Source organism: Rhodococcus sp. NCIMB 12038, assembly GCF_002165735.1.
GTDB lineage: Bacteria > Actinomycetota > Actinomycetes > Mycobacteriales > Mycobacteriaceae > Rhodococcus_F.
The window spans coordinates 467,707-480,616 of sequence record NZ_NHML01000003.1 but is presented as its reverse complement, the minus strand read 5'-3'; the positions used below and the strand labels follow the sequence as shown (position 1 = coordinate 480,616).

At 70.3% G+C, this 12,910-nt stretch carries 14 protein-coding genes; 2 read left to right on the top strand and 12 right to left on the bottom strand.

Annotated elements, in window-relative coordinates:
* Window positions 1–25: 25 nt before the first annotated feature.
* Window positions 26–709, bottom strand: a complete 684-nt coding sequence (gene rpe, locus CA951_RS06020) for a ribulose-phosphate 3-epimerase (RefSeq protein ID WP_072942121.1) — start codon at window positions 707–709, stop codon at window positions 26–28.
* Between the two features lie 58 nt (window positions 710–767).
* Between rpe and CA951_RS06015 the strand changes: the two genes are divergently transcribed.
* Window positions 768–1,106: an MmcQ/YjbR family DNA-binding protein gene (locus CA951_RS06015; RefSeq protein WP_087555952.1), complete on the top strand. Its 339-nt coding sequence runs from the start codon at window positions 768–770 to the stop codon at window positions 1,104–1,106.
* Between the two features lie 60 nt (window positions 1,107–1,166).
* Here CA951_RS06015 and CA951_RS06010 read toward each other — a convergent pair whose 3' ends face one another.
* The 3 genes from CA951_RS06010 to fmt all read right to left on the bottom strand — a co-directional run bounded on the left by CA951_RS06010 (window position 1,167) and on the right by fmt (window position 4,499).
* Window positions 1,167–2,024, bottom strand: a complete 858-nt coding sequence (locus CA951_RS06010) for a mycofactocin-coupled SDR family oxidoreductase (RefSeq protein WP_087555951.1) — start codon at window positions 2,022–2,024, stop codon at window positions 1,167–1,169.
* 127 nt (window positions 2,025–2,151) lie between these two features.
* Window positions 2,152–3,579 carry an RsmB/NOP family class I SAM-dependent RNA methyltransferase gene (locus CA951_RS06005; protein WP_087555950.1) on the bottom strand — a complete coding sequence of 476 codons (1,428 nt, stop codon included), beginning with the start codon at window positions 3,577–3,579 and terminating at the stop codon, window positions 2,152–2,154.
* The gene (fmt, locus tag CA951_RS06000; RefSeq protein WP_087556008.1) at window positions 3,576–4,499 is read right to left on the bottom strand and encodes a methionyl-tRNA formyltransferase; all 924 of its coding nucleotides are present in this window, start codon (window positions 4,497–4,499) and stop codon (window positions 3,576–3,578) included. Before fmt ends, CA951_RS06005 begins: the two co-directional genes overlap by 4 nt.
* A gap of 249 nt (window positions 4,500–4,748) precedes the next feature.
* Between fmt and CA951_RS05995 the strand changes: the two genes are divergently transcribed.
* Window positions 4,749–4,955 (top strand): hypothetical protein, encoded by a 207-nt coding sequence (locus CA951_RS05995; RefSeq protein ID WP_087555949.1) that lies wholly within the window; start codon window positions 4,749–4,751, stop codon window positions 4,953–4,955.
* Window positions 4,956–5,016: 61 nt separating this feature from the next.
* Here the strand turns inward: CA951_RS05995 and CA951_RS05990 are convergent, their stop codons facing one another.
* The 8 genes from CA951_RS05990 to mihF all read right to left on the bottom strand — a co-directional run bounded on the left by CA951_RS05990 (window position 5,017) and on the right by mihF (window position 12,864).
* The gene (locus CA951_RS05990; protein ID WP_087555948.1) at window positions 5,017–5,994 is read right to left on the bottom strand and encodes a triacylglycerol lipase; all 978 of its coding nucleotides are present in this window, start codon (window positions 5,992–5,994) and stop codon (window positions 5,017–5,019) included.
* Between the two features lie 98 nt (window positions 5,995–6,092).
* Window positions 6,093–6,749: a PadR family transcriptional regulator gene (locus CA951_RS05985; protein ID WP_087556007.1), complete on the bottom strand. Its 657-nt coding sequence runs from the start codon at window positions 6,747–6,749 to the stop codon at window positions 6,093–6,095.
* Window positions 6,750–6,836: 87 nt separating this feature from the next.
* Window positions 6,837–8,855, bottom strand: a complete 2,019-nt coding sequence (locus tag CA951_RS05980; protein ID WP_087555947.1) for a primosomal protein N' — start codon at window positions 8,853–8,855, stop codon at window positions 6,837–6,839.
* Between the two features lie 46 nt (window positions 8,856–8,901).
* Complete coding sequence (gene metK, locus CA951_RS05975) at window positions 8,902–10,116, bottom strand: methionine adenosyltransferase (protein ID WP_087555946.1); 1,215 nt, start codon at window positions 10,114–10,116, stop codon at window positions 8,902–8,904.
* Window positions 10,117–10,248: 132 nt separating this feature from the next.
* The gene (coaBC, locus tag CA951_RS05970) at window positions 10,249–11,550 is read right to left on the bottom strand and encodes a bifunctional phosphopantothenoylcysteine decarboxylase/phosphopantothenate--cysteine ligase CoaBC (RefSeq protein ID WP_087555945.1); all 1,302 of its coding nucleotides are present in this window, start codon (window positions 11,548–11,550) and stop codon (window positions 10,249–10,251) included.
* A 14-nt stretch (window positions 11,551–11,564) separates the two neighbouring features.
* A complete protein-coding gene (rpoZ, locus tag CA951_RS05965; RefSeq protein WP_005241734.1) occupies window positions 11,565–11,870 on the bottom strand; it encodes a DNA-directed RNA polymerase subunit omega in 306 nt (101 codons plus the stop codon).
* A gap of 41 nt (window positions 11,871–11,911) precedes the next feature.
* Entirely contained in the window at window positions 11,912–12,535 is a 624-nt protein-coding gene (gene gmk, locus CA951_RS05960) for a guanylate kinase (protein WP_087555944.1), read from the bottom strand.
* Window positions 12,536–12,543: 8 nt separating this feature from the next.
* Window positions 12,544–12,864 (bottom strand): integration host factor, actinobacterial type, encoded by a 321-nt coding sequence (mihF, locus tag CA951_RS05955; RefSeq protein WP_072942134.1) that lies wholly within the window; start codon window positions 12,862–12,864, stop codon window positions 12,544–12,546.
* Between the last annotated feature and the right edge of the window lie 46 nt (window positions 12,865–12,910).

Sequence of the window (12,910 nt, the reverse complement as noted above, 5' to 3'; positions counted from 1 at the left end):
GGGGTTCACGATGTGCCGGGTGCCGCTACCGGGACAGGCTCAGGTGCGGCGACGCCTTCGCGGCGCTGGCCCGCAGGGCGCGCACGGCCTCCGCGGGATCGCTCGTGCCGTAGACGGCGGAACCGGCGACGAAGCAGTCGACACCGGCCTCGGCGGCGGCCTCGACGGTGTCGGCGTTGATGCCGCCGTCGATCTCCACGACGAGGCGCAGCTCACCGGAGTCGACGAGGCGCCGGACGGCCTTCGCCTTCGACAGGACCTCCGGGATGAACGACTGACCGCCGAAGCCGGGTTCGACGCTCATGACGAGGAGCGTGTCGAAGTCCTTCAGGATCTCCAGGTACGGCTCGATCGGCGTGCCGGGCTTGACGCTGAGGCCGGCCTTGGCGCCGGCGGCGCGGATGTCGCGGGCGACGGACCGGGGGTCGTCGGTCGCCTCGGCGTGGAACGTGACGTTGTGCGCGCCGGCCTCCGCGTACGGCGGCGCCCAGCGGCCGGGGTCGTCGATCATGAGATGGCAGTCGAGCGGGATGTCCGTCGCCGCGAGGAGACTCGTCACGACGGGCAGGCCGAGGGTCAGGTTGGGCACGAAATGTGCGTCCATCACGTCGACGTGCAGCCAGTCGGCACCGGCGACCGCGTCCGCCTCCTCGGCGAGACGCGCGAAATCGGCAGAGAGAATGGACGGTGCGATCATCGGGGTTGCCACGCGCCGAAGTTTAGTCGTACGCGTACCGGGGCCGGGTCACGCGGTCCATACTGGGCGCATGCCGACCTGGACGGACGTCGTGGCGATCGGTGCGGCCCTGCCGGAGGTGCAGGAGAGCACGTCGTACAACACCCCGGCACTGAAGGTGGCGGGCAAGTTGCTCGCCCGGTTGCGAGCCGAGTCGGACGGCGGCCTGGTGGTGATGTGCGACCTCGACGAGAAGGCCGCCCTGCTCGCCGAGGGCGCACCGTTCTACACCACCGCGCACTACGACGGCCACGGTTCCATCCTCGTGGACCTCGAGAACGTCGACGTCCCGCAGCTGACCGAGTTGCTGCGCGACGCCTGGCGGATCAAGGCTCCGGCGAAGCTGCGCAAGCAGTTCGACCAGATCTGACGGGAAGGCGAGGGCCCGGGCGGCGCCCGCACACCGGCCCGGACCCTCATCGGATCGGCGTCAGACGCCGAGTTTGAGACCCGCCCCCGCATCGACCCGGAGTTGCTGACCGGTGACGAACCGGGACTCGTCGGACGACAGGAACACCACCGCGTGCGAGATGTCCTCGGGTTCGACCCACGGGGTCGGCATCGCCTGCATGAACGGGAACGTGACCTTCGCGTCCGCGGCGGTCGGGTTCTCGAGGTCGGGGCGGAACGTGCGGAACATCGGGGGGCTCTGCAGCATGTCCGTGTTGCAGTTGGTGGGGTGGATCGCGTTGACGCGGATGGACTTCGGGCCCAGGGTGAGCGCGAGCGAGTTGGTGTACGTCCACAACATCCTCTTGGCGAGGCCGTAGCCGTCGCCCCCCGGCCCCTGCAGGGCCTGCTGGCCGTTCAGACCGGTCTGCGGAACCAGCCCGGCCACCGATCCCGTCGCGATGATCGACGCGCCGGCGTCCAGGTGCGGCAGGGCCGAGTGGATCGTGTTGACCACACCGACGAAGTCGACGTCGAACGCATCGACGAAGCCCTCGACGGGCACGTCGTTCCCGAGGGGCGCGATTCCCGCGTTGGCGACGACGACGTCCAGGCGTCCCAGCGTCGCGACCGCGGCGTCGAGTTCGCGGCGCAGTGCCGCCCGGTCGCGCACGTCCACCTTGGCGGTGACGACGCGCCGCCCCGCTTTCTCGACGAGCCGTCTCGTCTCCGCGAGGTCGGCCTCGGTGGCCAGCGGGTATTCGTTCGACGCGATGTCCTCGCAGAGGTCGAACGCGATGATGTCGGCGCCCTCGTCGGCGAGATGCACGGCATGACTACGACCCTGACCCCGTGCCGCCCCGGTGATCAGAACGACCTTCCCCGCTACCCGATTCATCTGAAGTCCTCCACTCGCCTCGTGACGCACGTCTCTGTCGCGAGAAGAATTAGAACACGTTTCACAACAAAAGTGAAACAGGTTCTACCCTTTGGGGCGGGTGTCGGGTAGCGGGGAGAAGACAGCGCTATGGCTTGCGCAACGCGGCCATGAACATCGCGTCGGTGCCCTGCCGGTGCGGCCAGAGCTGGACGCTCGGACCGTCCCCCAGACCCGGCACCCCGGGAACGAGTTCACGGGTGTCGAGCGCCGTGAGCCCGTGGCGCCGCACCGCGTCGGCGACCACCGCCACCGTCTCGGACAGGTGCGGCGAACACGTCGCGTACAGGATCACGCCACCGGGGCGAACCAGCTCGGCGGCCGACGCGAGGAGTTCCCGCTGCAGTTTCGCGAGACCCGCCACGTCGGACGGTTGACGCCGCCACCGCGCCTCCGGACGCCGGCGCAGCGCACCCAGTCCGGTGCACGGCGCGTCGACCAGGATGCGGTCGAAGCCGCCCTCCAGCCCGGGATCGCGGCCGTCGGCGACGTGCACGTCCACCGGGAGTTCCTTCGTCGTCTTGCGGATCAGGTCCGCGCGATGTGCCACCGGTTCCACGGCGTCGAGGCGCCCGCCTTCGATCCCCGCGAGTGCGCCGAGCAGGGCGGCCTTGCCGCCGGGGCCCGCACACAGGTCGAGCCAGCGGCCGGTGTCCGGTCCGTCCAGCGGCGCCAGCGACAGCGCGCGGGCGACGAGCTGACTGCCCTCGTCCTGTACTCCGGCGAGCCCCTCGCGGACCGCGTCGAGCAGACCCGGGTCGCCGCCGTCCAGGTAGACGGCGTACGGCGAGTACCGGCCCACCTCGCCGCCGGTGGCGAGCGCGAGTTCCTCCGACGAGATCTCCCCCGGACGGGCGACGAGATGGACCGCGGGCCGCGCGTCGTCGGCGATGAGCACGTCCTCGAGTTCCCCGGCGTCGGCGCCGAGCGCGTCCGCGAACACCTGCGCGATCCACGTGGGGTGCGCGTGCTCGAACGCCAGCCGCCCCACCGGGTCGGCGGGGGCGAGACGCTCCACCCATTCCGCCTCCGACCGCTCCGACACCCGGCGCAGCACAGCGTTGACGAACCCCGCCTTCCCCGGACCGGCCTCCGCGCGGACCAGGTCGACGGAGGTGGCGACGGCGGCGTGCGGGGCGACGCGGGTGCGCAGCAGCTGGTAGGCGCCCAACTGGAGAACGTCGAGGAGCGGGCCGTCGATCTCGGCGATCGGCCGGCCCGCGCAGTCGGCGATCACGGCGTCGAGGAGTCCGCGGGCACGGGCGGCGCCGTACGCCAGTTCCGTGGCGAGGGCGGCGTCACGGCCGTCCAGGCGTCGCTCACGCAGCAGCCCGGGCAGGACGAGATTGGCGTAGGCGTCGCGTTCCCGGACGGCGCGCAGCACGTCCCTCGCGGCGAGCCGGGGCTGGTCGAGTCCGGACTGGGATGCGTCCGGGCGGCGCGCCTGCCGGGGGCGGTTGTTGCGGGCCCCCGAGCCGGACTGGCCGCGGCGTGCGGGCCTTCTGGATTCGCTCACTGTGCCCGTACCTCCGCGTCGAGTCGTGCGCCTCGTGCCCAGTCCAGGGCGGCCATCTGTTTCTTGCCCTGCGGCTGGACGCGGTCGAGCCGCACCGCCACCGTGGACGTCCCGATCAGAAATCCGGACTTGGTCACGGAGATCTCCCCCGGCTCCAGTCGCTCGTCCGTCACGGTGACCGGGCCGACCTTGACACGCAGATCACCGATCGTCGTCCAGGCGCCGGGCGCGGGGGTCACCGACCGGACGTGCCGGTCCACCACCGCAGCTGTTCTGTCCCACCGGATCCGGGCCGCCTCGACCGTCACCTTGGCGGCGTGCGAGACCCCCTCGGCCGGTTGCGGGACCGCGGTGATCGCGCCGTCCTCGATTCCGTCGAGCACCGACTCCAGGAGCACGGCGCCGCTGTCGGCGAGGCGTCCGAGGAGGTCGCCTGCGGTGTCGGTGTCCCGGATCCGCTCGGTGACCACCCCGTAGACCGGACCGGTGTCCATCCCCGCCTCCAGCCGGAACGCGCTCGCACCGGTCATGTCGTCGCCCGCGCCGATCGCGGCCTGCACGGGGGCGGCCCCGCGCCACGCAGGCAACAGCGAGAAGTGCAGGTTCACCCAGCCGTGGGCCGGGATGTCGAGCACCTTCTGCGGCAGCAGCGCGCCGTAGGCGACGACGGGCGCGCAGTCGGGTGCGAGGTCGGTGAGGCGCGCCAGGAACTCCGGTTCCGTGGGCCGCTCGGGCGTGAGCACCTCGATACCGTGGGAGTCGGCGAGTTCGCCTATCGGTGAGCGGACCACCTTGCGTCCACGCCCGGCGACCGCGTCGGGGCGGGTGATCACGGCCACGACGTCGTGGCGTGGCGAACGGATCAGGCGTTCGAGGGAGGGAACGGCGGGCTCGGGGGTTCCGGCGAAGACTATGCGCACGCCGGCGACCCACACGACGGACGGTGGACCGCTGCGCGGGCCGAAACGGTACTCACGAAGGAAGCTCCCCTTTGATCGACGATGTGCCGACCAGTCTAGGGAGTCGCACCCGGGCCGTGACACTCGGCGAACGGTCGGCGAAGCGATTCCGCGGAACCGCACACAGCGACGACGGACGGGTATTGACTGTTCTGAGGCCGGCGCGAACGGTCGGGCCGGTGTCCCGTTTTCGAACCTCTGGAGGTAACGATGGCAGGAATCGAGAGCAAGTTCGACAAGGCCTACGAGACGAAGCCCGTCGAAGAACTGGCAAGCGCACCCGTCGCCGCCCTGCAGGGCGTGAGCGATTCCGACGCCGAACACCTGGCGGCCGCGTTCAACATCAAGACCGTGAAGGACCTCGGCACCAACAAGTACTTCCTGTGGGCGCAGGCCGTCGCGAAACTGGCGGAATAGCAGCCACACACGAGAAGCGGGGAGCCGTGCGGTGCACGGCTCCCGCTTCTTCTGTGCGGAACTAGCGGTTGCTGTCGACGACGACCTCCGGGATGCCCGCGCCGATCGGGACGAACTCGCAGCGAGCGAGCGGAACCGCGTCCGGGTCGAGGGCCGCCCGGACCAGGTCGAGCGCGAACGGATCGTACGGAGCGCGGAAGTGCCCGGTGCCGTCCTCGGGGCATCCATCCTGGATCAGGATGTTGACCGCCCCGGCGCCGCGGAGCGCCATGTTCGTATATGGCTGGATCATCTCGTCGTACCGCGACCCGATCGTCGTGTACGAGACGCCGGGAACCGTGTCGCCGCCCGCGTTGAGGTCGTTCATGAACGGCGAGCCCTGCATCTGCTGACTGACGGCCACCGACGTGACCGTGCGGGCGAAGTCCGGGCCGCCGGGCAGCGCCTGCACGACCGGAACGAGGCCGTACATCACTCCCCCGTAGCTGGGCGACGCGAGTCCGACCCAGTGGTCGACGAACGGGGCGCCGCCGAGTTTGTTCACGTAGTACCTGGTGACGTTCGCGCCCTGCGAGTAGCCGACGACGTCGACCTTGCCGGCGCCGGTCGCGTCGCGGATCCGGTCGACGAACCGGCCGAACTCCCCCGCGCTCGCGACGATGTCCTCGGTCCCGAACGAATCGGCGCCCGGCGCACCGCCGTAGTCGAGCGCGAACACGCAATAGCCGTCCGCGGCGAGCATCGGCGACAGGGCGGCCCAGTCGGCGTACGCGCTGGCGTCGGTGCCGTGCGCGAGCACGACCGGCTCGGGGTGTTCCGCGGAGGGCGTGCAGGAGAAGTCGTTCGATCCGGCGGGCGCACTGCCCGGGTGGTCGTGGGCGTACGCGGCGGCGGCACTACGGCCGGTCTGGGGAACCCCGGCGCCTGCGGGCACGACGTATGAGGGCGGGGAGGCGTCGTCCGCGTGGGCGGCGGACACTGCGCCGGACATCAGCAGGACGACACCCGCGACGACCGCACCGGCACCCCGAAACCTCATGATCCCTCCCGACTTCGCTGCGATGTTTCTGTGAACCTTCCCAGAATGTGCACGCTCTGTCGCGTCGAGCCGGCGGGTCCGCGGCGGGGTGCGGCGCCCTACGAGTCGGTCTCGTCCTTGCCCGCGTCGCTCTGATCATCTTCTGCGAGAAGGCGATACAACGAGCGTCGCGCTTCGGTGAGAATCTCGCCGGCCCGCCGGACCTGGTCGTCGTCGCCGACCGCCGCGACCTGCCCCGCAGCACCCATCAGCAGCCCGATCAGGCCCCGCAGGTCCTCGGCGGGCCTGCCGACACTCTCCCGCACGTCGTCCCACGGCGTGCCGAGTTCGGCCTTGTTCGCTTCGACGAAGGCCTTGCCTTCGTCCGTGAGGCGCGCGGTCTTGCGGCCCGCCACTTTTTCGATGAGCACCAGACCCTCGTCCTCGAGCTGCGACAGCGCGGGGTAGATCGACCCGGGACTGGGCTTCCACACCCCGTCACTGCGGTCGACGATCTGCTGGATCAGCTCGTAGCCGTGCATCGGCTGCTCGGTGAGCAGCAGCAGGATCGCGGAGCGGACATCGCCGCGCCGTCCCCGCCCACCCCGCCCACGTCCGCGGCCGAAGTGCATTCCGGGCCCGAAGCCCGGACCGCCCTCGGGGCCGAAGCCGCCTCGGCGGTGTCCGTGACGGTGCGGCCCGTCGGGCCGTGCCATCCGTTCGCGTCCGAATCGTTCCCGTCGGGAACCTCTGTGTTCGAAATGGAAGTCTTCCATCATCAGCCTCCTTCTGTATCGCTGATGCATCAACGATATATCGTCAATAGCAGCGCGGCAAGGCCCCATTTCTGTGACGGTGGTCAATTACCCGATGCGAATGGGGTCGATCTGTACCCGCGCGGGCTGCGAGTCCTTCCGCGCACTGCGCACCGACTGCGCCTCCCCCAACGCCTTGGCCAGCGGTTTCCCCTCTCCGCGGGGCACCCGGATCAGCATGCGCTCCACCTCCGCCGGCTCCGGTGCGTCACCGGAGAACGGCAACCGCTCCCCGGCGGGCAATTCGACCGGGCCGAGCAATTCCGCATTCGCCGGCAGGTCGGCGAGATCCAGGAGGTCGGCGATCGCCTTCGCGCTGCCGTCGATCGCCGCGAGATGGATGGCGGGCGGAAATCCGACCTCGGCCCGCTCCTCGTACTGCGCACGCGCGTGACCGACCGGATCCCAGCGGACCAGCGCCTGCACCGTCGGAATGCCCGAATCGGCGACGACGACCACCTGACCACCCTCGGCGAACGGGCGCACGAGGGACGACGCCGTCATCCACCGCCGCATCGTCTCCTCGGCTGCACGCAGATCGGGACGGCCCAGCAGCGCCCAGCCGTCGAGCAGCAACGCCGCGCCGTAGCCGCCCGGCATCACCGGTTCGGCCCCGACCGTCGACACCACCAGGGTGGGGCCCTGCTTCACTTCGTCGACGACGTCCGAGCCTCCGGACATCCGGACGGCCACCCCGGGGAATGCGCGACCCAGTTCCTCGGCGGTACGTCCCGCACCGACCACGACGGCCCGCAGCGCCCGCGCTCCGCACGCGTGGCAGCGGTGCGCGGCGTCGGCGACGCCGCACCACCGGCACGCGGGTGTTCCCGCCCCGTCCGGACCCGCCGCGGACGGCAGCGCGAGCGGTCCGTTGCACCGCCGGCACCGCGCGGGCGCCCGGCACTTGCCGCACGCGAGGCTGGGGACGTAGCCGCGCCGGGGCACCTGGACCAGCACACCCCGGCCTGCGCCGAGAGCCTCCCGGGCGGCGGCGAACGCGATGGCGGGCAACCGGGCGGCCCGCGCTCCGGGGTCGCGGGCCAGGGCGTGGTCGCTGTCCGCGAGTGCGGTGATCTTCGGGGCGGCCGCCCGCACGGTGTCCCGGGAGGCCACGAGGTCGTGCGCCCAGCCCGAATCGACCAGGGCCTGGGCCTCCGCGGTGCGCGCGTGCCCGGCCAGCACCACCGCACACCCACTGGCATACGCGCGGAGCAGTGCCACCTCGCGGGCGTGCGGGTACGGTGCGCGCGGTTCGGAATGGTTGTCGTCCCCGTCGTCCCACACCACGATCAGTCCGGTGCGCGGTGTCGGCGCAAACACCGAACTCCGGGTTCCGACGACGACCCGGGCGGTCCCGCGCAGCGCCGCCAGCCACCGCCGGTAGCGCAGGGCGGGCCCGAGACCGGCGGCGAGTCCGACGACGGCGTCCTTACCGAGCAGCGTCTCCACCGCAGCGACCACCCGGTCGAGGTCGCGCTGGTCGGGGACGACGACGACGGTGCTCGCCCCGGTGGCGGCGACGAGCCCGGACAGTTCGGCGAGACGCGCCGGCCAGTCCTCGCCGGGGAGTGCCTGCCACACCGCGCGCGGGGCGCGCCCCTCGGACAGCGCCGTCAGGAACGCGGCGCCGTGCATGTACCGGTCCCACGCGTCGGCGGCGATCGCGGTGGCGGACACCTCGGTCGGTTCGGACGCGGCCTCGGACTCCGCCCGCGCGTGCCTCGGCGGAATCGCGAGCCGCAGGACGTCCGCGCGGGTTCCGGCGTAGCGGCCGGCGACGAGGTCGACCACCCGGGTGATCTCCTCGGTCAGCACCCGTTCGGGTGAGATGACCCGTTCGAGCCACCCGAATCGGCCCTGATGGTCGCTCGTCGCGGTGCGGGCCACGACGAATCCGTCGACGAGGCGCCCGGCGAACCGGATGCGGACCCGGACCCCGGGCTGCGCCTGCTCGTCGAGGTCCTTCGGCACGAGATAGTCGAACTCGCGGTCGAGGTGTGCGAGCGGAAGGAGCGGCAGCACCCGGGCAACCGGGTCGACTTCTGCCGCAACCTTTTCCGCGCTCACGCGGCGGCCCCTACCGCAGCGGCGCCCGCCGCGCCGTGACGACCGATCAGAGGCCTGCGGCTGCCCGCAGCTTCTCCGCCCGGTCGATGCTCTCCCACGGGAGGTCGATGTCGGTGCGACCGAAGTGACCGTACGCCGCGGTCTGCGCGTAGATCGGGCGCAGCAGGTCGAGGTCGCGGATGATGGCGCCCGGACGCAGATCGAACGTCTCGGTGATGGCCTGCTGGATCCGCGCCGGATCCGTCTTCTCGGTCCCGAACGTCTCGACGAACAGACCCACCGGCGCCGCCTTGCCGATCGCGTACGCCACCTGGACCTCGATGCGGTCCGCGAGACCCGCCGCGACCGCGTTCTTGGCCACCCAGCGCATGGCGTAGGCCGCCGACCGGTCGACCTTCGAGGGGTCCTTGCCGGAGAACGCGCCGCCGCCGTGGCGGGCCATGCCGCCGTAGGTGTCGACGATGATCTTGCGTCCGGTCAACCCGGCGTCGCCCATCGGGCCGCCGAGGACGAACTTGCCGGTCGGGTTGACGAGCAGACGGATGTTCGACACGTCGAGTTGGGGCATGTCGATGTCGGCGAGAACCGAACCGAGCACCTTCTCGCGCAGATCCGGGGTGAGCAGGTTGTCGAGGTCGATGTCGGCGGCGTGCTGCGTCGAGATGACCACGGTGTCGAGGCGCACCGCCTTGTCACCGTCGTATTCGATGGTGACCTGGGTCTTGCCGTCCGGGCGCAGGTACGGCAGGACCCCCGACTTGCGGACCTCGGTAAGTCGGCGCGACAACCGGTGCGCCAGTGCGATCGGCAGGGGCATCAGTTCCGGGGTGTCGGTGGTGGCGAACCCGAACATCAGTCCCTGGTCGCCTGCGCCCTGACGGTCGATCTCGTCGTCGCTCAGTTCGCCGGTGCGGACCTCGTGCGAGTGGTCGACGCCCTGGGCGATCTCCGGGGACTGCGCGCCGATCGCCACGTTGACGCCGCAGGAGTTGCCGTCGAAGCCCTTGGCCGAGGAGTCGTACCCGATCTCGAGCACGGTGTCGCGCACGATCTTGGGGATGTCGGCGTAGGCGGTGGTCGTGACCTCACCGGCGACGTGGACCTGTCCGGTGGTCACCAGCGTCTCGACGGCGACGCGGGCACGGGGGTCTTCGGTGAGGAGCGCGTCGAGGATGGAGTCGCTGATCGCATCACAAATCTTGTCCGGGTGCCCCTCGGTCACAGACTCACTGGTGAATAGCCGACTACCGGACTGGCTCACAGAATTCCCTCTCGACAGTTGTCCTGAACAGCACTTGAAAACAGCTTAGCTGCGTAATACAACGAACGACCCTAGCGCCACCCCGGCGGGAGTGACACCCTTCGAATCACCGAAACTCTGCCGGATTTTCCGTCAGAGTGTCCGGAAAAGCTGGTCGACGGCGTCGAGCACCCGGCTCGCCATCAACGCCTTCGATCCGTGTTCGAGCGCGGACTCGGAACCGTCGGCTCCGAGCAGCCACCCGTCGTTGTGGTCGACCTCGAACGCCTTGCCCTCACCGACCGCGTTGACGACGAGGAGGTCGCAACCCTTACGCCCGAGCTTGGCCCGGGCGTAGGTGAGGACGTCACCGTCCGCGTCGCCGGTCTCGGCCGCGAATCCGACGATCACCGTCTTCGACGGGATCTCGCCGTCCCGCCGGGACTGGACGAGGCCGGCGAGGATGTCCTCGTTCTTGGTGAGTGCGATCGAGTCGGGTTCGCCCGCACCCTTCTTGATCTTGCTCGCCACCGTCGTCGTCGGCCGGAAGTCGGCGACGGCCGCGGCCATGATCACCGCGTCGAACCCCGGCGCGTGTTTGGCGACGGCGACCCGCATGTCTTCCGCGGTCCGCACGTGCACCACGTCGACGGCGGCCGGGTCGGCGAGGCCGGCGGTGTACCCGGAGACGAGGGTGACCTCGGCCCCGCGCTGCACGGCGAGCCGGGCGATGGCGTACCCTTGCTTGCCGGAACTGCGGTTCCCGAGGAACCGCACCGGGTCGAGTGGTTCGCGGGTGCCGCCCGCGGACACGAGGACCCGCCGGCCCTCGAGGTCTCGGGGCAGCGCGTCAGGACGCTCGACCAGCAACGACGCCAATCCGACGATCTCGTCGGGTTCGGGCAGCCGGCCTGCGCCGGTGTCCTTGCCGGTGAGGCGGCCGGACGCGGGTTCGATCACGGTCACGCCGCGGGCGCGCAGCGTGGCGACGTTGGCGACGGTGGCCGGGTGCTCCCACATCTCCGTGTGCATCGCAGGTGCGAACACGACGGGACATCGCGCGGTGAGCAGCGTGGCGGTGAGCAGGTCGTCCGCGCGTCCCGCCACGGCCCGCGCCATGAGGTCGGCGGTGGCGGGAGCGATGACGACGAGATCCGCTTCCTGCCCGAGACGCACGTGCGGAACCTGCGGAACGTCGGTGAACACACCCGTGTGGACGGGGTTGCCCGACAGCGCCTCGAACGTCGCCTTGCCGACGAACTCGAGCGCGGACTCCGTCGGGATGACCCGCACGTGGTGTCCGGCCTCGGTGAAGGCGCGGATGACGGCGCAACTCTTGTACGCGGCGATGCCGCCGCCGACACCGACGACGATCCGCTTGCGGGCCCCCGAGGGCGCCGGTCCCGGTGAATCCGTCACGTGCCCGGAGTCCGGGCTCGCTGCCTGGTCAGGCACCGCAGATCCTCCGCTCACTCGCCTTCGGTGTGCTCGAGAAGATCGGAGTGGATCTCACGCAGCGCGATCGACAGCGGCTTCTCCTGCAAGCCCGGCTCCACGAGGGGGCCGACGTACTCCAGGATGCCGTCGCCGAGCTGGTTGTAGTAGTCGTTGATCTGACGCGCACGCTTGGCCGCGTAGATCACCAGCGCGTACTTCGACGACGTGCGGGCGAGAAGCTCGTCGATCGGAGGGTTGGTGATGCCGAGCGGGGTGTCGTAAGCCGGCAGGGCGCCGTGGCTGGGTGTGGCGGACGCTACTGCGGGGGTGCTGCTCACTCGGTATCTCCTGAAATTGTTCTGGCTAGTTGATGTGAGATCTAGTGGGTCGACTCGGACTGTTCCGGTCGTCCAACCAACAAGGATACCAACTCGTCGCACGTTCGGCTGACATCCTCGTTCACGACGACCACGTCGAACTCGTCCTGCGCCTCCAGCTCGACCCGGGCGGTCGCGAGACGCCGCTCCACGACCTCGGCGGATTCGGTGCCCCGGCCGGTCAATCTCTCGACCAGCACGTCCCAGCTCGGGGGCGCCATGAAGACGAGCAGCGCCTCCGGCATCGCGGCGCGGACGGCCCGCGCACCGGCGAGATCGACCTCGACCAGCACCGGCCTGCCCTGTTCGATCGCCGCGCGGACGGGTGCGGCCGGGGTTCCCGACAGCTGGAGTCCGCCGTGGATCTCGGCCCATTCGAGCAGCTCACCGGAATCGATCATCCGCTGGAACTCGCCACGAGAGGTGAACCGGTAGTCCTTGCCGTCCACCTCGCCCGGGCGTGGATCACGCGTCGTCGCGGACACGCTGAAGACGAGCTCCGGCATCCGCTCACGCAGGAGTCGCACCACGCTGGACTTACCGACGGCCGAGGGGCCGGCCAGTACTACCAGCCGACCCCTCCGCACTGCGGTCTTGCGCTCTGACACTTGTGCGTCAGCTACCACTGTCGTGCTCAGGCCTCGAAGTCGAACTTCGCGAGCAGGGCCTTCCGCTGCCGATCGCCGAGGCCACGGAGGCGACGGGTCGGAGCGATCTCCAGCTCGGTCATGATCTCCTGAGCCTTGACCTTGCCCACCTTGGGCAGCGCCTCGAGCAGTGCCGACACCTTCATCTTGCCCAGGATCTCGTCGTCCTCGGCGTCCTTGAGAACCTGCTTGAGGTCGGTGCCACCACGCTTCAGGCGCTCCTTGAGCTCAGCCCTGGCCTTGCGGGCAGCAGCTGCCTTCTCCAAAGCAGCAGCGCGCTGCTCATCAGTCAACTGGGGAAGGGCCACGGTTCCTCCGTCTCGTCGTTGGCAAATAGTCCAAACCACTGGATAA